Source organism: Desulfosporosinus lacus DSM 15449, from assembly GCF_900129935.1.
GTDB lineage: Bacteria > Bacillota > Desulfitobacteriia > Desulfitobacteriales > Desulfitobacteriaceae > Desulfosporosinus > Desulfosporosinus lacus.
In genome coordinates, this window is record NZ_FQXJ01000015.1 from 34,258 (window position 1) to 56,165 (window position 21,908).

Below are 21,908 nucleotides of genomic sequence, written 5' to 3' on the forward strand. Positions count from 1 at the left end.
AGTTTAGTATGAGGTCTTGGAAATGTCAATAGCAGGTTATAAAAAGTATTAAAATGACAAAAGAAAAGATGCTTCATCCCTCAGCATCTTCTCTCACGCATATATTCCCTGTCTGTTGGCCGTCTATCTTATTTTTTGGTATTCGGTAGTTGCTATAAATATGCCTCAACCCCTTTATACATCAGCCTTTATGCATGTTCAAGCAAGCAGCAACATTCTGTATGCCTTTGGGCGATAATTCGGATAACTCTGCCTTGAATATTATCGCAAAAAAATGCCAAGCAATTTATTACCGGGCACTTCGCTTTTCTAGTCTGTTATGTCATTTGGTGACCTGCCTGAGGATTGTCTTTTTGCATTTCATCTGATTTAAGTTCTAAGCGCAGAGCAATAAAACTCATGATATGGTCTGCATCGTTTATTGCCTGACGCATATCACTTTCGCTTATCTCAATTTCCATAGGATAACGAGGCTGCACACCGTATGCAGTCAGATGAACACAAGATTCCTCAATTTCATCGAAGCCTTCTGCAATTTTCCCGCACATCCTCCTGAGCAATCGCAAATCATGCGTTTTCGGCGGGTCAATATTCTTGTCGATGAGAAACCCTTTCAGGATCTTTTCAGCCGATTGCTGGCAATGATAACATATGATTTCCAGTTTAAGTGGATGCAGCCCCAATAAGTATTTTGCGGCTATCAAATCATCCTTGGCAAAATCACACCATGATTTGACTATGCCGTTCTTGTCCATAGAGCTTCACCCCATCTCTGAAAATTGTTCTTTCAATAGTAGGTAGTTGCTTTCGTTGGTTAAATTCACTTTCCTTGCCGACAATAATGTCTACTGCCCGAATATCCTTCCGACTGATAGCGCCACCAATTTTTTGCATAGCTTCGATAGGGCGCATACTATCATCCGGGATGACCACATAAATGTCAAAGTCACTATCATTATGAGGCGTTCCATATACAAAAGAACCAAACAAGTATATTTCATTAACAATAATGGTATCTAAAATAGCTTGCTTGATCGTTTCAAGCTCTTTACTTGCGGCTGCGTCCATATAAACACCCCGATCTCATTGCTATTGTTTTATTCGTTTTCATTATTCTAACGTAATTATTATATCACGATATGGTATAAAAAGGTAATATACTTCACGCCTAACTAAATCGAAAAACTTTTCCTCTGGGTATAAACGGTAGGTTATTCCCTTTCGGCATCAGGAAAGCGTGATCCCGATGAATCCTAAGCGGCTCACAATAGCCATCGGTGATCAGCAATAGCGGACCATTTTTCGGAAAATCCTCCGCTTTCTCCAGCAGATCAATGCCGGGCTGCAGGATTGTCCCTCCGCGTCCTTTGATCTTAACACTTTCAGCGATGGCTTCAGCTGGCAGATATCCTTGATCATAGGTTGCCGCATCACAAAAGACCACTCTTACTAAGGGTACATCTCGGGAAATACTATAGCTGGCAATAGCGCCCAAGGCTTTGGCCAGCAAGGAACGATCCATGGAACCTGAGGTGTCCAGAATAACCCCGTAAGTTCTTCCTTCCTCAGATCCTGCTTCAGGTATCCACTGTGGACGGGGTATATCCGGAGTTGATGACTGGCGTCGACTGGGACGGGCATAAGAACGTACTTTTTCCAGTGGTGAGAAATACTGATCAAACCATTGCGCCAGCTCAACATCCCAAGGCACAGGCGGCTGACTCAAAGCTCTGATCTCTTCTATTAACCCTGCAGGTAGCGTTCCACGTCCTTGTTCATCATGATAGGCAAGTCCCTGACTGAGATAACGGCGATAAAAATCATCCAGACTTTCCCCATCTCCGCTAGACCGCCAGTCGGGCGCATTCTTTTCCAGCAAATCTCCAAGCCCGATTCCTCTTAAGGTTGCCAGCTTTCGATACGTTCTCATGTCCAGAACAATCCGGTCATAAATTGCTTCAGCTGAAAGTCCCTTCAGTTCGGGATCATAAAGCGCTCCCACCTTAGGCAGCTCTCCCAGTCCCATTTCTACCAGCCAACCGTTAATCACGTAATCACAGGCCACTCTACCGCTTCGTCGAAGCCCGCTTTCAATATCATAGAAAACACCGGCAAAAAGCCAATCAAGATGGTCTTTTATCATCTTCGTATAAGTCTTTATCTGAATCTCAAGGCTACGCATCTGCTCCGGTCCGGATGTGCTGACCCGGCAATAGGCTGCAACCCTATGTTTTCTATTTTCTTTGGGTTTAGGCGGTATGATTCGAACATTCTTCATCTCAATCCTTTTATTTGTGTAAACATAAACTGGATAATACGCACCTACAATTACATTAAACAAAAGACGTGAAAGATATCCTTCACGTCGAAAACACATTTTTGCGTCCGTCCTCTTAAACCCTTGATACATCAACGTTACAGCCTCTGCAACAGGATTATTACCTCCACATGCCCTGTCCACGGAAACATATCCACCGGCTGCACACTCTCTACCTTATACCCTCCAGCTGCGAGTCCCCCCAAATCCCGTGCTAAAGTACCTGGGTCGCAAGACACATAGATGATGCGTTGAGGCTTCAGCTCCAGCAACCGTTGCAAAACATCCGCGTGAATCCCAGCACGTGGAGGATCCAGAACTACTACATCCGGTTCTTCCTCTATCTTCATCATCCGCTGTTCAACTTTCCCCTTCAAGAACTCGATGTTCCCCACAGCGTGATTGTTGACGGCATTTTGAATTGCATTTTCAACGGCATACGGGTTTTCCTCGATAGCCGTTACTTTCTTGGCTTTTGTGGCTAAAGCTAAAGTCAGAGTACCTATTCCCGAATAAAGATCCCATACAATCTCCTCGCCTGTCAGAGCCACCGCATCCAAAACCAGCTTATACAGGAGGTCTGTTTGGCGTGAATTGACTTGTAAAAATGCTAAAGGAGACAGTTCAAAAGTAAAGCCAAGAATCCTTTGGCTGAACTCTTCCTCTCCCCAAATCAGTTGAAGGCTTCCTTCGGCATCAAGATTCCAAACGGAACGAAGCCCTTCCTTCGCAAGAGCCTCAAAGAAATCATTATTTTCGGAGGCTGAAAGGAATTCGCCAGGCATTCCCTCGATTATTAAAAGCCCTTCGTTCTTGGTGTTTTCACGGAAGGTTAGGGTATGTATTTCTGGATAACCTTCCCCTAAAAGCTCTTCCGTCCGTTTTATCCAACGGTTCATGCCTTCGCTTAAGAGCAGGCAGTCATGGAAGTTTACCTGATCCTTGGACTTTTCCTTGTAATATCCCAATTCTCCTGTTGGCAGGCGATGAAGACGCGCCTTATTTCTATAGCGCCACGGATGCTCCATTCCAAGTGTAGGTTTGACCTCCGCACTTATTTTGCCGATTCTGGCAAGTGCATCTTCAACCCAGCGTTGTTTCCACAAAAGAGTCTCCGCATAGGTTGTATGCTGAAGTTGACATCCTCCGCATCCTTCGAAGACAGTACAAGGTGCATTGATGCGCTCTGGAGAACGCTGTATTAGGTTCAAAAGAGACGCTCGTTGCCATTTTTTCTTCGTTTTTGACACTGCAACTTCTGCTGTTTCTCCCGGCAGAAGTCCCGGCACAAACGTGGCGATGCCATTCATGTACCCTACTCCTGAACCATCTGATATAAGCCTTAGGCATTCGATATTTAGTTTATTGCTATTCATTAGATATCTCCTTTAAGATTACTTTACTATAAACGCTGAATCCATAACGCAAAGGCCATAAGTATATTCCACGTCCCATGGGCAACGATGGCTGGCCAAATACTTGAAGAACGTTCATACAACCATGTAAGCACGACTCCACCAATAAATAGTGGCAAAAAACGAATAATTTCTAAGTGTAATGATGCAAAGAAGAGCCCTGTCAATAGTATTCCTTTACCTCTTCCGAAGACTTGGCGCAACGGTGGGTAGATTAAACCGCGAAAAAACATTTCTTCTTTAATCGGAGCAACGACTCCCCCCAAAAAAGTGAGGAGAATGAATTCCCAGGTGTAATTTGCCCCTTTTACCGCTATGGCAAAACTCTGGGGAGCAGGAGTTCCAAACAATTTCGTTAAAAAGTTTCCTAAAAGACCGACTCCTACAAACAATAAAACTCCAGCGATAAAGCCCAGCAGCAAAAAGCCTCGAGAGGATTTAACAAATCCTAAGTCGGAAAAGGGTCTGCGTATAAATTTAAGAAATATGAAAATTATTGCGAAGTAAAGCAGTACATCTCCGAAACCCACGAGGATAAAATTGAGAATCCCTCGCACAGAATCTAAATCCTTTGGGCTCTCCAACCAGCCAAGTGGAAATTCAATAATTGTGATAATAGCGACTAAAAGTAATCCCTGCCAAATATTCCAAACCGGTTTTCGCGGTGGTAACCTCAGTTTAGTTTTTTTATCCATCACACTCATCCTCTGATCTTATTACGCTGTTCATTTCAGAAAATATTATATCTGCAATTCAATTTCCAGTCCATTTCCAATTCTAACCTTTATAACAAACATTGTCCACAAATATAGAAAACTTGGCCGCGCCAAGACTGCCTGACTGGCATAAAAAAAGAAGGGGCTAATCAAAACCCCCTCCTTAACCCTTCAGAACTATGCCGGCTTACGCCAAATTTTAAGACCTCTGGCCTCAGCCATCAGCGCTTCTCGGAAATCAGGGTGAGCAATTGAAATCAACGCTTCAGCACGTTGCCAGGTAGACAACCCTTTAAGATTAACCTTTCCAAACTCTGTGACCACAAACTGTACGGTTGGACGAGTATCCGTTATTGCGGAGCCCATGGTCATTTGTCCTTTAATGCGAGAATGCAATTGCCCGCTTTTATCCTTATAGGTGGAAGGTAAGCAGATAAAGCTTTTTCCCCCTTTAGAATTATAAGCAGCTTCCACAAAATCAAGTTGCCCCCCTGCACCGCTAATCATGCTGGGTCCAGCTGATTCTGAACAAACTTGGCCGGTTAAGTCAATTTCTAAAGCACTGTTGATGGAAATTAGTTGGTCATTTTGAGAAGCAATAAAAGGGTGATTGGTGTAATCCACAGGATAACCCGCTAACGATGGGTTATTCCGAAGAAAGTCATAGAGTTTCTGGGTGCCGGCGGCGAAAGCATAGACGATTCTTCCTCGGTCAAGTTGCTTGCGCATTCCAGTAACCTTACCCGCTTCTACCATATCCACAAATCCGTCAACAAACATCTCTGTGTGAATTCCCAGATCTTTAAGATCTGATTCTGCAATCATTTTACCTAAGGCATTCGGCATTCCGCCGATACCCAATTGAATACAAGCACCGTCCATAATTTCAGGCAATACATACTCAGCAATTTGCCGATCAAGTTCTGAAGCAGATGCCGAAGGTAAGATAGGCAGTCCTCGGTGTCCTCCCTCAACAACGAAGTCTACCTTTGAAATGTGAACTGCATGATCATACCCGCCATGAGTGCTGGGCATATCCTCGTTAACTTCTACTATGACAGCACGGGCCTTTTCAATAGCTGCTGCGTAGTGAGACACCGTAACTCCAAAACTGAAATATCCATGTGCGTCCATGGGAGCTACTTGAATAGCCACAACATCCGTTTTTACATTTTCCCGTAAATACCGTGGTAATTCTGAATATTTGAGGGGGATATAATAAGCCCGGCCGTTTTGAACCAATTTACGTTCGCGTCCGCCAAGATGCCAGCTATTCCATGTAAAATGCTCACCGGTTGGATCACATTCCATACAGTTCACCGGAGTAATAATTACACCGCCACGCAAATTGACATCATAAAGTTCATCTTTACGACGGGCCAAAGCCTCATCGAGTAACCCGGGCATACTTGCTGCCCAAGCAAACTCAATCCAGTCACCGCTGCGAATTACTTTTACTGCTTCATCTGCTGAGACACACTTTTTCCGATACTCTTCCATATACATTGTTACATCCCCCTTCTGCTCCACCCAATTACTAATCTATAAAAAACGCTTTAATTTCAAGTTGGAAGTGAACGTTAGAACAACTTATCTTTGAATATAGAAGTGTAACGAGAAATATAAACGTAAAAACAATTGTCCCGAATTAGCGTTCTACGACTAAAGCGATCCCCTGACCACCGCCGATACAAAGTGTTGCCAATCCGAGATGCGCGTTGCTGCGCTTCATTTCGTACAGCAAGGACACGAGAATACGTGTTCCTGAAGCTCCAACCGGATGGCCCAGAGCAATGGCCCCGCCGTTGACATTCGTCTTAGCCATATCCAGTTGCAACTCCTGTGCGACTCGCAAAGTTTGGGAAGCAAAAGCCTCGTTAGCCTCTACGAGATCGATATCTTCAATTTTCAACCCAGCCTTTTCTAAGGCTTTACGGCTGGCAGGAATAGGGCCGGTCCCCATGATTTTGGGATCTACGCCGGCTGAAGCCCATGATTTAATGGTTGCTAAGGGTGTTATGCCAAGTTCCTCAGCCTTCTCTTTCGACATGATAACCAGGGCAGCGGCTCCGTCATTAATCCCCGAAGCATTGGCGGCAGTAACGGTTCCATCCTTTTTAAAGGCTGGTCGCAATTTGGCAACAGCTTCGTAGGTGGCTCCAAAGCGAGGAAATTCATCTTGAGAAACAACTACAGGATCCCCTTTGCGTTGGGGAATGGACACAGGTACTATTTCCTCCTCAAACTTTCCGGCTTTTGTGGCAGCCTCGCAACGATTTTGACTGGAAACTGAATAACGATCTTGTTCCTCGCGAGAAATGCCAAACTGTTCCGCAATATTTTCAGCCGTAATGCCCATGTGAATCTTGTCAAAGGCATCTGTTAAGCCATCGTTAACCATGGAATCGACGATAGTATCATTGCCCATTCTGTAACCGGTACGCGCTTTGGGAAGCACATAAGGAGCAAGGGACATACTCTCCATTCCACCTGCTACTACAATATCCGCATCCCCTACCATAATGGTTTGAGCGGCACAAACGATGGTTTTCAGTCCGGATCCACATACTTTATTCAGTGTCCAGGAGGGTACTTCTTGAGGAATTCCAGCCTTGATTGACGCCTGACGAGCGGGATTCTGTCCTAATCCGGCCTGTAAAACGTTACCTAAAATAACCTCATCGACTTGCTCAGGGGTAATCCCTGCTCTTCTAATCGCTTCTTTGACAGCTATGGCACCTAAGTCGGCAGCAGGCATTTGCCCTAAAGTGCCGCAAAAAGAACCGACAGGGGTACGAACTGCACTCACAATAACAACGTCTCTCATTGATTAGCCCTCTCCTTCTGCAACGGTGAATAGTCCGAAGTTCTTAAATTACCTAAACCGAATTACTGGTTTACAGCGAAGCGCCTTTTCGGCGCTTCGCTAAGTATTAATTAAATCTTCTATTTAAGAATATTAGCGCTAATGACGATCCGTTGAATTTCGTTGGTTCCTTCATAGATCTCGGTGATTTTAGCATCACGCATCATGCGCTCAGCAGGATAATCCCGCGTATATCCATATCCACCGTGCAGTTGAACACCCATTGTGGTTACCGCCATAGCAGTCTCGGAAGCGAAAAGTTTAGCCATGGCAGAAGCCTTGCCAACAGGTTTATGTTGAGAAGCTAAATATGCCGCTTGATAAACAAGGAGACGGGCTGCTTCAATTTGTGTTGCCATGTCTGCCAGTTTAAACTGAGTATTTTGGAACTCAGAAATGGCTTTGCCAAACTGTACTCTTTCCTTGGTATATTTCATGGCTTGCTCATAAGCGCCTTGGGCAATACCTAATGCTTGGGAAGCGATCCCGATTCGACCAAAGTCAAGTGTTTGCATGGCGATTTTGAAGCCTTGTCCTTCTTGACCGAGCAAGTTCTCAGCAGGAACGCGGACATCTTCAAAAACTAATTCATAGGTGGCTGAAGAACGAATCCCCATCTTCTTCTCTTTTTTGCCAAAGGAGAAACCCGGCATTCCTTTTTCCAGAATAAAGGCGGCAATCCCCCGATTTCCTTTGCTCTTATCCATTTGAGCAGTGATCACATAGACATCGGCATAGTAAGCATTGGTTATAAAACATTTAGTGCCGTTTATGATGTAATCATTGCCATCACGGACAGCCATTGTCCGAGTTCCTGATGCATCCGATCCAGCCATAGGCTCTGTCAACCCGAATGCTCCGAGCTTCTCTCCTGTAGCCAACGGAACTAAGTATTTCTTCTTCTGCTCTTCAGTTCCAAACAAAGCAATTGGATTAGCACACAGACTGGCATGGGCAGAAATGGTTACTCCCACAGATGCATCGACGCGAGAAAGTTCTTCGACGGTAATAGCATAGGAAATATAGTCCGCGCCAACACCGCCGTACTCTTCAGGAAATGTAACACCTGCCAGGCCCAGCTCTCCAGCCTTTTTCCATATATCCACAGAAAACTCTTCGGTCTCATCGCGTTCTTCTGCTCCCGGGCCGCATTCTTTCTCAGCAAAATCCCGCACCATTTTTCGCATCATAATATGGTCTTCAGTTAAATCAAAATTCATATAAATCAATCCTCTCATTTATAAAATTTAATTTGTGTCTCACCTAAAGGCTCGTCTTTTAAGGTTGAAAGTTATTTTCCTTCAAAGACGGGTTTACGCTTTTCTAAAAAGGCGCCGCATCCCTCGGTTTGGTCTTGTGTGCTAAAAGTCAGTCCAAAAACTTCCGCTTCAAAGGCTTGGGCGCTATCTAAGTCCATATTAATACCGCGTTGGATTGCACTCTTACTCAGCTGAACTGCTACAGGTGCCCTTCCGGAAATGCGTTTCGCAAGCTTTAGAGCTTCTTCCATGAGAGTATCTAAAGGATAGACTTTATTCACTAACCCGATACGATAGGCCTCTTTAGCATCAATAACGTCTCCGGTAAATAGTAACTCACTAGCTATGCCGGTGCCGACTAAACGAGGTAAACGCTGAGTCCCTCCAAATCCTGCTGTAAGTCCGAGAGTTACTTCCGGTTGGCCAAACTTTGCATTCTCACCAGCTATACGAATATCGCAGGCCATAGCTAATTCGCAACCGCCACCTAAAGCGAATCCATTGATGGCTGCAATTACCGGCTGTGGCATCAATTCAAGTTTTCGGAAGGTTGCATGCCCCAGTTGGGCAAAGCGGCGGCCTTCTATAGCATTAAAATCTTTCATCTGAGAAATATCTGCCCCAGCGATAAAGGCCTTATCCCCGCTGCCTGTAAGAATTACAGCTTTGACACTGGAGTCACTCCCCAACTCATCGAGCAGGGCGGATAGTTCCTTCAAGGTGTCACTGTTTAAGGCATTCAAAGCTTTTGGGCGATTAATGGTTAGAACCGCGACCGCACCGTTCTTTTCCAGTAACAGATTGGTATAGTTCATATAGTTTGCCCTCCTTGCACGTTGGAGTTAAGCATCGTATTTATAGAAGCCGCGACCGGATTTCCGGCCAAGCCAGCCCGCTTTGACATATTTTCGGAGTAATGGGCATGGGCGATATTTATCGCCTAATCCCTCATGAAGGACTTCCATAATCGATAGAACCGTGTCCAAGCCGATTAAATCTCCTAACGCTAAGGGACCCATCGGATGATTCATACCTAATTTCATGACGTTATCAATTGCCTCGACAGAGGCTATTCCTTCATAAAGCGTATAGACAGCTTCGTTAATCATGGGGATTAAGACCCTATTAGCAACAAAACCTGGGGCATCGTTGACTTCCACAGGGGTTTTACCCATTTTTAAGCTGAGATCTTCGATTGTTTTATACACTTCATCACTGGTGGCAAGGCCTCGAATAACCTCTACCAACTTCATCACTGGAACGGGATTCATGAAGTGCATCCCTATGACTCGATCAGGCCGTTTTGTAAAAGCGGCAATCTCAGTAATTGGTAATGAAGAGGTATTAGTAGAAAGAATTGTATGCTCTGGGCATATGACATCCAATTGAGAAAAAATCTGGGCCTTTATTCCCATATTCTCTATTGCTGCTTCAATCACTAAGTCAGCTGATACCGCATCTTGCAGAGTAATTGATTTAGTAATACGACTTAAAATCAGATCCTTTTCTTCTGCCTTAAGTTTTCCCTTTTCTATACTTCTACTTAGATTCTTATCAATAATTCCGAAACCCCTGTTCACAAATTCCTCTTTGATGTCATTTAAAATGACTGAGTAACCTGCTTGGGCAGCAACTTGGGCGATTCCACCACCCATCTGTCCAGCTCCAATAACCATAATAGTCTTCACACTTAATCCTCCTTTTGTTTTAATTACAAGACCTTTTATAGGTGATTAGGAATCTTACTGAATAATCTTGCAATTAACATGCCAACGAATATTCTGTATCTTTAGATAATTTAATGTCTGCTGATATCAAGCTTCTAAGCATTTAACTCGATTGATACTACAAATCTTTGAAAATCAAATATATGTACACATTAGTATACATATATCAGGCAAAAACTCTACAATCTGTACTACAGCTGATGTTAAACACTGTCTACAAATAGATACACTTATCAAAAAGTAGACATACTTTAATTCCCTTTTTACCTATCTATTACAACTTGTGCAATTGATGTTTAATTAGTTTCTTATATAAGCCTGCTCTCGACAAACCCAAGGATTTTGCGGCCTGAACTTTATTTCCATTGGTATTTTTAAGCGCAATGATAAGAGCATCCTTTTCCACTTCATTAAGAATCGTTTCTAACGACCCTTCAACATAAGGTCGTATATCATGACTGGCTATTATTTGCAGGTAGCTTGGCAAATGCTTGAGTTCAATTTCAGTACCGTCAACCATGTTAAAGGCCCTTTCAATAATATTCTCAAGCTCCCGGATATTACCTGGCCAGCGATGTTTCTTCAGAACGTCTTTTGCCTCATCTGTGATTCCCGTCACCGATTGAGCAAACTGAAGATTAAACTTCTTAATAAATGTTTTAATCAGAATTCCCAGGTCATCTATCCTTTCTCGTAAGGGTGGAATCGTCAAGGTTACTACGTTTAAGCGATAATATAAGTCTTCGCGAAATTGTTTATCCCGAATCATCCCCTCGAGATCACGATTAGTCGCAGCAACCAACCGGAAATCTACTTTATGAGATTTATTACTTCCTAAGCGTTCCACTTCTCGTTCCTGAATTACCCTTAACAGCTTAGCTTGCATACTCATTTCCATATCCCCAATTTCATCCAGGAAAAGAGTTCCCCCATTAGCCAATTCAAACTTACCTATCTTTCCCCCTTTCCTTGCACCGGTAAATGCCCCTTCATCGTAACCAAACATTTCAGATTCGAGCAGATTTTCAGGTATGGCTGCACAGTTCACCTTAATAAAGGGACCTTCACTGCGGGAGCTTTGCGCATGCAATAGCAGAGCGAATAATTCTTTCCCTGTCCCGCTTTCTCCCCTTAGAAGTACCGTCGATCCAGATTTAGCCACGCGTAAAGTAGTCTGTATCAACGAACTCATAATACGATTTCTCCCATGCAACAACTCGAGAGCTGAAGAATTGTTCTCTGACACCGTCCTCTTATAATAGTCAAGTTCAGAACGCAGAGAATCAATCTTTTTGGTTAAAGCATAGAGTTCGTTAACATCTTTAAAAACAACCTTACCTAAAGCGCCTACGATTTTACCGTCCTGTATAATCGGAACTCTGCTGGCAATTATTTCATGTCCATTTAGATCATGTATGTATCCGTGCACTGGTTGGGCAGTTTCCAGGACTTCCGTAAATTTTGGATTATCGTAAATTTCTGTAATAGGTCTGCCTACCAGGTCCTCTGGCTTTTGATCAAAAAAACTAGAAAATGCCTGATTCGTCATAGTGACAATTCCCTTTTTGTTTACCACAATGAGCCCGTCATAGGCTGTGTTCAGAACGACTTCAAGAGTACGTTGAAGTTGCTTGGTTTTCTCATGTTCGATTACTAAACTGTCAAGGAAATTCTGCAGAATCGTAATGTCTTGAAATACAGCGACGGCCCCCACAAGTTCTCCATGAACATAGATTGGAGTTCGATTGCTTAATAAAATCGTATCATTAAGGGATAACCTCTGGGCTAACTCAGCTATACCTGTTTCGAAAACCCGCATTAACCCTGTTTCAGGGAAATGATTGGTGATAGGGTGCCCAATAATATTGCTGACTGGAATCTTAAGGATATTAAAAACTGCCCGATTAGCGTATATAATCATACCTTGAGGGTCAACGGCAATAATTGCATTATTTGTGTTATCTAATATTTCATCAAGGGTAATCGAAAAGTTTTGTCCCTCAAGCAACATTGGTCAAACCTCCTGCAATCTGATATTATCAAATAATTCGCCCAAAAAGAGAAAATTCCTTTATTGACCCTTAGTTAAACATTAGCGCTACTTCACAAAGCACCTCTCCGAATCGAAGAAGTGCTTTGTGTTATGAGCTTTTTCTCATGCAGTCGGTCCGATTCTCTAAGCTCTCATGTGTTTCGCAATCACAATTCTCTGAATCTGATTTGTTCCTTCATAAATTTGTGTGATCTTTGCATCTCGCATATAGCGCTCAACTTTATACTCTTTGCAATAACCATACCCCCCAAAAATCTGCACCGCATCTGCCGTCACCTTAACTGCGGTATCGCTCGCGAACATCTTGGCCATCGAGGCCTGTTTACTGTAAGGCAGTCCGGCCATCCTCAGCGAGGCCGCTTGGTAAATCAGCAATTTCGACGCTTCGATTTGAGTTGCCATATCTGCTAACATGAATTGAATTCCTTGGAAATTACCGATGGTTTGTTTAAACTGTACACGTTCTTGGGAATAAGCTAATGCCGCCTCCAGCGCCGCTTCTGCTATCCCCAAGGCTTGTGCGCCAATCCCAATCCGTCCGCCGTCCAGCAGGGACATCGCGACTTTAAAGCCTTGCCCTTCAGAGCCCAAAAGGTTTTCTGCCGGAACTATGGCATCTTCAAAAATTAATTCACAGGTTGCGGATCCATTCAGGCCCATCTTTTCTTCTTTTTTCCCGATTTTAAATCCAGGTGTATCCTTATCGACCAGAAAAGAAGTCACCCCATGCGGCCCCTTCCCTCGATCTGTAGAAGCCATGACTAAATAGACGTCCGCATAACCCGCATTGGTGATAAAACGCTTTGATCCATTGAGGATGTAGTGGTCTCCTTTACGTATCGCAGTCGTTTGCAGGCTAGATGCGTCTGAACCGGCATTCGCTTCTGTCAAAGCGAAAGCTCCAATAAATTTACCACTTGCCAGATTAGGAAGATATTTCCTCTTCTGCTCTTCAGTTCCAAAATAAAGAATTGGAAAAGTTCCCACAGACGTATGCACTGCTAAGATAACGGCTGTAGAAGCACATCCTTTGGCGATTTCTTCAATAGCCAAGATATAAGATAAGAAGTCCGAACCTGAGCCACCGTATTCTTCCGGGATAGGTATCCCCATTAATCCAAGCTCACCCATTTTACGAATGGTTTTTAAAGGGTATTCATGGGTTTCATCAGTGATCATTGCTAAGGGAACGATTTCCTCTTGGACGAAATCCCGCACCATCTTCTGCATCATTAATTGATCATCATTAAATTGAAAATCCACTCTTTCCGCCCACTTTCGATTCGCAATTCTACTCTGTCCTTACTCTCCGTACACTTCCAGCATGATTGCATCCCCTTGCGCTGCCCCGCTGCAAATCGCGGCAATCCCAATTCCGCCCCCACGACGGCGCAATTCATAAATTAAGGTCATAATGACTCTTGCTCCACTGGCCCCAATGGGATGCCCTAAGGCAATAGCCCCTCCATTGACATTGACAATCGCTGGATCCCACTTAGCTATCTTTTGACTTGTGAGGGCAACTGCCGCAAAAGCTTCATTAGCTTCAATTAAGTTTATATCTTGAATGTTCATTCCCTTTTGTTTGAGGAGTTTATTGATGGCCAGTCCTGGGGTTGTGGCAATATAGGCCGGTTCTTGTGCTACACTGGCATGCCCAAGGATTGTTGCCAGAGGCTTTTTACCCATTTCACGCGCCTTTTCCTCACTCATTAAGACCATTGCACCGGCACCATCATTCACTCCAGGGGCATTCCCTGCTGTAACAGTTCCATCTTTTACAAAAATAGGTGGTAGGGCTGCAAGCTTTGCCAGAGTGGCATCTCGTCGAGGTCCTTCATCCTTCGCAAAGCAAAGTGCCTCCCCTTTTCGTTGCGGGATATCCACTGGAGCAATCTCATCCACAAACTTTCCCTCTTCGATAGCCTTAGAGGCCAATTGTTGGGACCTCAGAGCAAATTCATCCTGTTCTTCACGTGAAATTCCATATTCTCTGGCTACTGTAGAGCCGTGAATTGCCATATGAACATTGTGAAAAGCACACCACAATCCATCGTTTACCATTAAATCTATCAGGCTGTCATTCCCCATACGATAGCCAAAGCGTCCCTTTTTCAAAGCAAATGGTGCATTAGACATACTTTCCATTCCACCGGCAATAATAACCTCCGCATCTCCTGCGCGTATGATGGTCTCACCCAAGGTCACAGCTCGCATTCCGGAAGCACATACTTTGTTGATCGTCTCTGAGGTTACTTCCAATGGGAGTCCGGCTTTGATACTCGCTTGCCGCGAGGGAATCTGTCCTGCTCCACCCTGGATAACCATCCCCATAAGAACATTATCTATCATGTCTCCCTGAAGATCCGCGCGTTTAAGCGCTTCTCGAATGACATGTGCTCCAAGATCTACCGCCGAAATATCCTTCAAACTTCCGCCCATTGTACCGAAAGGGGTTCTTGCTGCACTTACAATTACTGCTCTAGACATTTAATCTCTCTCCTTACTCATATTGCCGCGTTCCTCTCTACAAAAAATATTATCTCATATTTCGGAATATTTTCCACAATCTATTTTCATCCATCTCATTAAGTTTTAAAGTAAATTCATTTTCTTTGCTGCTTCCGTAAGTTCTTCACGAAAACTTGGGTGGGCAATAGCAATTAGCGCTTTAGCTCTTTGCTTAGCAGATTTCCCTCTTAACTGTGCCACACCATATTCCGTAACAACATAGTTTACATCATTTTTCGAGGTAGTTATTGCTGAACCTTGGGTTAAGGTCGGAGTAATCCGAGATATTTTCCCATCCTTCGCAGTTGCAGGAAGAACAATAAATGATTTTCCGCCCTTGGAACGATTTGCCGCCCGCACAAAATCTGATTGCCCTCCGGTTCCGCTGTAAGGGGTACTGCCCATGCTCTCAGAACAACATTGACCCAAGAAATCCACTTGCACGGAAGCATTAATTGTGACTAAATTATCATTCAGCCCAGCAAGACATGGATCATTTGTAAAGTCGACCGGATGCATCTCCAACTGAGGATTGCGGTTCATGAAATTGTAGAGACGTTTTGAACCTAAGGCAAAAGTTGCAATAACTTTACCGGGTAAATAATTCTTACTTCGATTCGTTACTGCGCCGCTTTCAATCAGAGTTAAGATTCCATCTCCAAACATTTCCGTATGAATGCCTAAGTCATGTTTATGGGTAAGTTGCATCACGACAGCGTCAGGGATTGCCCCGAAACCGATCTGAATTGTAGAACCATTATCGATTAAATCTGCGACATATTTACCAATCGCTTCCTGAACCGGACCAATAACAGGCAGTCCGACTTCTGTAAGCGGGGTTTGATCTTCCACAACGGCTGAAACCTGAGAAATGTGGACTAAACAATTTCCATTAGCGTAGGGAACATTAGGATTCACTTCCAGAACAACAGTACGTGCTTTTTGAATTGCAGCCATTGTATAATCTGTAGCTAAACTAATGGAAAAATACCCATGTTCATCCATTGGCGAGGCAAGAGTAAAGACAGTATCAACCGGAAGAAGTCCATCTTGAAACATTCTGGGCATTTCACTAAAATAACTTGGGATGTAATCAATCCATCCTTGCTGGCCTCCTGCTCGCGTTGCGCCTCCTAAAAAATATGCCACGTGGCGAACATGTTCGACTGTTTCAGGATCAATATATCCGAACTTTCTCAAGGGAAGAATCTGAAATACCTTAACATCATGATACTCCCGACGATGCTCGGATAAAGCTGTCAAAAGTGCTGGTGGTTCACCCACTCCTGTTGGTACCACAAGACAGTCCCCATTCTGAACCAGTTTGATCCCCTCTTCAACCGTACGAAGCTTATCTTGGTAAATTTCTTTAATCTTTGACATCTTCTCACCCCACGTATTTTTTCCAAATCTATATCCTTGACCCTCACTTCTTGTAATCGGGCCCGTTTCTACTTCGCTTTGGGGGAGACTCCGACTTCGCCACCAGTGTATTTTGGGATAGGCGGCTCAGCGAAGCCAACCCTTCAGCGATAGTATTCGTTAGTGTTTGTGCTTCATCAATGAGAGCTTGACGTAGTTTTTGATTCCACTACATCCACATGCTCTGCAGTCGACTTGTAAAAGGGAACTTTCGACATGAACCAATCGTTAAAGAGAAGGGGGATAATCGCCCAGAAAAGCCACACCAGCGGTTTGTTGGCATGATTAGAATACTCAGGCTTCAGTCCTAATAAGGGTAAACATACAGAGTAATAGATGAAAAACTGGGCCACAGCAAGTACACCAACGATCCCTGTCCGAACAAACCACCCCACAACGCTTCCCCATTTTTGAGGCCAATTGTCAAAGTAATGGTTCCAGATTAAAAATGGGAACAAGGTAAACCCGGCAAGTGTGGCAGTATTATAATAGCGCCACGCCAAGGACGCTGGCCCGTCAGCAGCTTTCGGATCCACTGCACCCCATACAGCGCCCATTCCAAACATCAAAATCTTGACTGTCACATAGGCCATGACAATGATAGAAATAATGGCAACCAGCCCGCTCCAGGGTTGCTTTTTAACCAGGTGGAAAGGCTTCCCGGACCATACATTTGCTGTCATGAAAAGGTAAACAACCATCCATTCCCAGATTCCGACCACGTAATTTAAGTGAGGAACACCATCAAGTATTCCCCACCAAGGAGCAGCGGCCGCTAAAGGTTGTTTTAAAACCACACTTACGTAGAAGGGGAAGATTAGTGCACCATAAGCCAAAAGCGTAATGACCGTAGTTAATGACCACTCTGCCAAACCTAAGGCAGGCTGGGTCAGTTTTCCGCCCCAAGGCCATTTTTTAAAGAGAATTGACCAAAACGTATAGGTGACAAAGCCCATTAGGACAAACATTGTAATGGCTCCTCCAACATATTCTCTGGCATGTTCAATAGTTATTCCTTGTGCCACTAAGGCTTCAACACTCCAAAGTGGAAGAATGAGCTTTCCAAGAAAACTTTGAAATACACCATAAATGATGACATAGGTTCCTATTATATTAACCCCAATCATCACAATTCCTCGTGTCACTGGTTTAAGCTTCTCAAAAGGCCAATTTCCAAAAACAATATGCTGCCAAGCACCAAACAAGATCATCCAGGCTAAAAACTCAAGCATAGGGTGTTCATAGTTCTTAAAAATTCCATGGGGGGATGATAAAATAAACCAAGTTATCAGTGCGATGAGTAAAAAAGAAGCCGTTGAAATAATACCGGTTAAGGGCTGACCCCAGCGAGCTTTCAATTGGTGATCCGACATTAATATACCTCCTCTAAACATTTCGTTCCCAGGGCTTAATCCTTGAACTTAACCATGCCATTATTGATTTTCTTTAGGCATCCCTCCCTTTGTTTTGTTTAGGGTGATTTCTGGTAAAATATCAGAATATACTTAATTATCTGCAATATTTGTGCCATACTAAATATTCTGAATTTTATTTCGGCCCTTCGCCTTCCTATCAAGGATTTCTAGAGTTTTTGCACAGGCAAATTACAAAAAACTCTGATCAGATACATGTGCACACTTGTTTACACTTTATGGCGTAAGGTCTTATGGTTGCTTCCATTTCCTGGCCTTGCATCGATGACTACTTTTTGATACATGTATTGAATTTTAAACATGTATCAATCTTACTAACTAGCCAATTTTACTTTTCATTCTTTGTCCATCACAAATACCAATTTATAACAGGCATCTACCAAGTGCGAGTCTATCACGTACGATAAAATTCTAACAAGAGGGTTCAATTGTAAGAAGAAGTGAAGAGTATGCTTATAAATAAAACATTCAAGTTCAAAGTTAGTCTACCTAAAACTTGGGCTTGCGTTTTTCCACAAAAGCGGTCATACCCTCCCGTTGCTCAGGAGAAGCAAAACATAATCCGAATAAAGCTGCCTCCAGCTGTAATCCTTTATTAAGAGAGCCTTGTAATCCGTGTTCAATTGCTTCTTTAGCCAATCGAATTCCATTGGGCGATCCACTTATTATACTCTGGGCTAGAGCGTCTACTCGCTCGATAAGTTTGTCGTGGGAAACAACTTCATTTACGAGCCCCATCGCTAACGCTTGTAGAGCACTAAATTGATCACCTGTAAAAATCATCTGTTTTGCATAGCCCGGACCGATTAAACGTGTCAAGCGTTGTGTACCGCCGAACCCTGGGATAATACCTAACTTCACCTCAGGTTGAGCAAAACAAGCTTTTTCACTTGCAATTCTTAGATCACAAGATATTGCGAGTTCCGTACCACCACCCAAGGCGTACCCTTGAATTACCGCAATTGTAGGACACCTCAACTCCGAAATAGCCATAAAAACGCTTTGTCCGAATTTACCCCATTTTTCACCTTCGAGAGGGGTCATAGAAGACATATAGTTTATATCTGCGCCGGCAACAAAGCTCTTCACACCGCCACCCATAAAAATAGCAACCCTTACATTTTCATTATTTTGAATACTATCAACAGCCTGCTTCATTTGAACTAAAACGCTTTCATTCATAGCATTAAGAGCTTCAGGTCGATCAATTACAACCCTTGCTATATGTTGATCAATCGTAAGAGTAACACCCATAACCCAACCCCTTATCTTAATATAATTTTAATCATTTACTCTTTACGCTAATTGAAAATTCCTTGTCTCTCTTATTTTTTATCTCACTAAAGTAGATGAGTAATCTATTAGAGTTAAACGCCTTAACTTAACCACTATGACATTGACGCCAAATCTTCAGTTTTTTTGCCTGAGCGATCAATTCTTCTCTGAAATCAGGATGGGCGATTGAAATTAAAGCCTCTGCTCGCTGCCAAGTCGACAACCCTTTAAGATTAACCTTTCCAAACTCTGTGACTACAAAATGAACAGTCGTCCTAGTATCCGTAATCACAGAGCCCCATGTCATAAGCCCTTTAATGCGGGATTTAACTTGTCCCTGTTTATCTATATAGGTGGATGGCAAACAAATAAAGCTCTTTCCTCCTTTAGAATTATAAGCGGCTTCCACAAAATCAAGCTGTCCGCCAGAACCGCTCATCATATTGGAGCCAGCTGATTCAGAACATACTTGACCTGTCAAGTCGATCTCCAAACAGCTATTAATTGAAATTAGGTGGTCGTTTCGTGAAGCATTACATGGATGATTAGTGTAATCTACTGGATAAGCAGCCAAAGATGGATTATTCTTCATAAATTCGTAAAGTTTTTGGGTCCCCGCCGCGAAAGAAAAGACAATTCTGCCTCGGTCTAGTTGTTTGCACGTACCATTAACTTTCCCTGCTACAACCATATCTACAAAACCGTCAACTAGCATTTCAGTGTGAATTCCTAAATCCTTAAGATCTGATTCCGCAATCATCTGTCCTAAGGCATTAGGCATTCCCCCAATTCCCAACTGAATACAAGCGCCGTCCATAATCTCAGGCAATACATATGAGGCAATTTTTTTATCTATTTCAGAGGCAGGCGCTGAAGGTAATTCTGGAAGTCCCCTATGCCCTCCTTCAACAACATAGTCAACCTTTGAAATATGGACCATATGGTCATATCCACCATGGATACTCGGCATATCTTCATTTACTTCAACAATGACTACACGAGCCTTTTCAATCGCTGCCGCATAATGAGATACCGTTACCCCAAAGCTGAAATACCCATGTTTGTCCATTGGGGCAACTTGAATAGCAACAACATCTGTCTGTAAATTCTCACGGAGCCAGCGAGGCACCTCCGAATATTTAATAGGAATATAGTAAGCTTGACCATTTTGGACTAATTTTCGTTCGCGCCCGCTAAGATGCCAACTATTCCAAGTAAAATGTTCTCCCGTTGGATCACTCTCCAAGATGGCCGACGGCTTGAGCAGAACAGCTGCACGAATATTCACATCGTTTAGTTCTTTTACCCGGCGGGCTAAAGCCTCATCTAACAAACACGCTATACTTGCTGCCCAACAAAACTCAATCCAATCTCCACTTCGAACCGCTTTTACCGCTTCATCCGCTGAGACACACTTGTTACGGTACTCTTCAATATACATAAATACCCTCCTTAGCCTTTTTTACAATTGAGTACGAGATTCATCTCACCTTGCAAATCATACTTTTTCACAAATACTACGTCATACTTCTACTATTTCAGATTCGGGTGTAAGCAGAATAGCTTCTGTGCAAGCTTGCACTTCCGCAAACGTTAAGCCCGGTGCGATTTCCCTAAGGACCAACCCCTTGGGAGTTACTTCAATCACTCCCATATCCGTAACAATCAGATTAACTTGTCTCGATGCTGTCAAAGGCAAAGTACACTTCTTCAAGACTTTTATGCCTCCATTCTTAGCCGCATGCTCCATTGCAACAATGACTCTGCGCGCACCGACTACCAGGTCCATCGCTCCACCCATTCCAGGCACCATCTTTCCCGGTATCATCCAGCTTGCTAAATTTCCATCTTCATCTACTTGAAGAGCTCCTAACACAGTGGCATCCACATGACCTCCCCTAATGATGGCAAACGACATGGCACTGTCAAAGCTACAACCACCCGGTAAGATGGTAGCATATTGACCCCCAGCGTTAACGATATCAGGATCTTCTTTTCCGGCTTCCGGGACAGGGCCAACCCCCATATAACCGTTTTCAGATTGAAGAATAATTTTTATCCCCTCTGGTAAAGCGTTGGCTACCCTAGTAGGAATTCCGATCCCTAAGTTGACGACATCTCCAGTTTTAAATTCTTGAGCCACTCTTTTTATAAGCCAGTCTATTCTTGCTTCCTTATCCAACACTGCTCACCTCCCGAGGCTGTTTCTGAACCAGATAATCCACAAAGATGCCTGGAGTCATGACTTCATCCGGGTCGATTTCTCCTACTTCGACTATTCGATCCACTTGAGCAATAACAGTTTCGGCGGCTGTTGCCATTAAAGGATTAAAATTACGAGCAGCACGACGATAAACGAGATTACCGGCCTTATCAGCTTTATAGGCATTTAATAAGGCTACATTAGCACGAACTGGAAGTTCCAGAAGATATTCAGTATCATTTACGACAAGCTTCTGCTTCCCTTCCTCCACAAGAGTTCCAATTCCAGTCGGAGTTAAAATTCCTCCTAAACCCGCACCCGCAGCCCTAATTTGTTCAACTAATGTTCCTTGGGGTATTAGCTTGACTTCAAGCTCACCGACGGACATTTGCCTTCCAGTCTCTTTGTTCGTGCCTATATGCGTTGCAATAAGTTTATTTACGCATCGTTGCACGATGAGTTGAGACATTGCATCCCCGAGGATACCCGTATCATTGGCAATAAGGGTCAGCTCTTTGACTTGCTTACGGCAGACCTCTTCAAGGAGTTGGCTGGGAGCTCCACATCCAATAAACCCTCCGACCATTATGGTCATTCCATTTTTAATCTTGCTGATTGCTTCTTCAGGACTTATAACTTTTGTCATTGGTTAAATCCAACCTCCCTTGTGAATTAATCATTCTTGGGATCTAACGAAATAATAATCAGGTC

The 21,908-nt window shown here is 43.5% G+C and carries 19 protein-coding genes; all 19 read right to left on the reverse strand.

What is annotated here, in order from left to right:
• Positions 1 to 317: 317 nt before the first annotated feature.
• Positions 318 to 755, reverse strand: a complete 438-nt coding sequence (locus BUB11_RS18220) for a HEPN domain-containing protein (protein WP_073031183.1) — start codon at positions 753 to 755, stop codon at positions 318 to 320.
• Positions 721 to 1,068: a nucleotidyltransferase domain-containing protein gene (locus BUB11_RS18225; protein ID WP_073031184.1), complete on the reverse strand. Its 348-nt coding sequence runs from the start codon at positions 1,066 to 1,068 to the stop codon at positions 721 to 723. Before BUB11_RS18225 ends, BUB11_RS18220 begins: the two co-directional genes overlap by 35 nt.
• A gap of 100 nt (positions 1,069 to 1,168) precedes the next feature.
• Complete coding sequence (locus tag BUB11_RS18230; RefSeq protein WP_200797949.1) at positions 1,169 to 2,461, reverse strand: DUF2201 family putative metallopeptidase; 1,293 nt, start codon at positions 2,459 to 2,461, stop codon at positions 1,169 to 1,171.
• Positions 2,416 to 3,693 carry a 23S rRNA (uracil(1939)-C(5))-methyltransferase RlmD gene (gene rlmD, locus BUB11_RS18235; RefSeq protein WP_073031185.1) on the reverse strand — a complete coding sequence of 426 codons (1,278 nt, stop codon included), beginning with the start codon at positions 3,691 to 3,693 and terminating at the stop codon, positions 2,416 to 2,418. Before rlmD ends, BUB11_RS18230 begins: the two co-directional genes overlap by 46 nt.
• A gap of 26 nt (positions 3,694 to 3,719) precedes the next feature.
• Complete coding sequence (locus BUB11_RS18240; RefSeq protein WP_073031186.1) at positions 3,720 to 4,427, reverse strand: CPBP family intramembrane glutamic endopeptidase; 708 nt, start codon at positions 4,425 to 4,427, stop codon at positions 3,720 to 3,722.
• 198 nt (positions 4,428 to 4,625) lie between these two features.
• Positions 4,626 to 5,954 (reverse strand): acetyl-CoA hydrolase/transferase family protein, encoded by a 1,329-nt coding sequence (locus BUB11_RS18245; RefSeq protein ID WP_073031187.1) that lies wholly within the window; start codon positions 5,952 to 5,954, stop codon positions 4,626 to 4,628.
• A 142-nt stretch (positions 5,955 to 6,096) separates the two neighbouring features.
• On the reverse strand, positions 6,097 to 7,275 hold the full coding sequence (locus tag BUB11_RS18250; protein ID WP_073031188.1) for an acetyl-CoA C-acetyltransferase: 1,179 nt from the start codon (positions 7,273 to 7,275) through the stop codon (positions 6,097 to 6,099).
• A 119-nt stretch (positions 7,276 to 7,394) separates the two neighbouring features.
• Complete coding sequence (locus BUB11_RS18255) at positions 7,395 to 8,534, reverse strand: acyl-CoA dehydrogenase (protein ID WP_073031189.1); 1,140 nt, start codon at positions 8,532 to 8,534, stop codon at positions 7,395 to 7,397.
• 71 nt (positions 8,535 to 8,605) lie between these two features.
• Positions 8,606 to 9,388, reverse strand: a complete 783-nt coding sequence (locus tag BUB11_RS18260; protein WP_073031190.1) for a short-chain-enoyl-CoA hydratase — start codon at positions 9,386 to 9,388, stop codon at positions 8,606 to 8,608.
• Positions 9,389 to 9,415: 27 nt separating this feature from the next.
• Positions 9,416 to 10,261, reverse strand: coding sequence for a 3-hydroxybutyryl-CoA dehydrogenase (locus tag BUB11_RS18265; RefSeq protein ID WP_073031191.1), 846 nt, complete (start codon positions 10,259 to 10,261; stop codon positions 9,416 to 9,418).
• Positions 10,262 to 10,574: 313 nt separating this feature from the next.
• Positions 10,575 to 12,311: a sigma-54 interaction domain-containing protein gene (locus BUB11_RS18270; protein WP_073031192.1), complete on the reverse strand. Its 1,737-nt coding sequence runs from the start codon at positions 12,309 to 12,311 to the stop codon at positions 10,575 to 10,577.
• Positions 12,312 to 12,476: 165 nt separating this feature from the next.
• Entirely contained in the window at positions 12,477 to 13,616 is a 1,140-nt protein-coding gene (locus BUB11_RS18275; protein WP_073031193.1) for an acyl-CoA dehydrogenase, read from the reverse strand.
• 39 nt (positions 13,617 to 13,655) lie between these two features.
• Complete coding sequence (locus BUB11_RS18280) at positions 13,656 to 14,843, reverse strand: acetyl-CoA C-acetyltransferase (protein WP_073031194.1); 1,188 nt, start codon at positions 14,841 to 14,843, stop codon at positions 13,656 to 13,658.
• A 105-nt stretch (positions 14,844 to 14,948) separates the two neighbouring features.
• On the reverse strand, positions 14,949 to 16,247 hold the full coding sequence (locus BUB11_RS18285) for an acetyl-CoA hydrolase/transferase family protein (protein ID WP_073031195.1): 1,299 nt from the start codon (positions 16,245 to 16,247) through the stop codon (positions 14,949 to 14,951).
• A gap of 176 nt (positions 16,248 to 16,423) precedes the next feature.
• Positions 16,424 to 17,659: a hypothetical protein gene (locus tag BUB11_RS18290; protein WP_073031196.1), complete on the reverse strand. Its 1,236-nt coding sequence runs from the start codon at positions 17,657 to 17,659 to the stop codon at positions 16,424 to 16,426.
• A gap of 549 nt (positions 17,660 to 18,208) precedes the next feature.
• A complete protein-coding gene (locus BUB11_RS18295; protein ID WP_073031197.1) occupies positions 18,209 to 18,973 on the reverse strand; it encodes an enoyl-CoA hydratase-related protein in 765 nt (254 codons plus the stop codon).
• Between the two features lie 127 nt (positions 18,974 to 19,100).
• The gene (locus tag BUB11_RS18300; RefSeq protein WP_073031198.1) at positions 19,101 to 20,435 is read right to left on the reverse strand and encodes an acetyl-CoA hydrolase/transferase family protein; all 1,335 of its coding nucleotides are present in this window, start codon (positions 20,433 to 20,435) and stop codon (positions 19,101 to 19,103) included.
• An 81-nt stretch (positions 20,436 to 20,516) separates the two neighbouring features.
• Positions 20,517 to 21,176, reverse strand: coding sequence for a 3-oxoacid CoA-transferase subunit B (locus BUB11_RS18305; RefSeq protein WP_073031199.1), 660 nt, complete (start codon positions 21,174 to 21,176; stop codon positions 20,517 to 20,519).
• The gene (locus BUB11_RS18310) at positions 21,169 to 21,843 is read right to left on the reverse strand and encodes a CoA transferase subunit A (RefSeq protein ID WP_073031200.1); all 675 of its coding nucleotides are present in this window, start codon (positions 21,841 to 21,843) and stop codon (positions 21,169 to 21,171) included. Before BUB11_RS18310 ends, BUB11_RS18305 begins: the two co-directional genes overlap by 8 nt.
• Between the last annotated feature and the right edge of the window lie 65 nt (positions 21,844 to 21,908).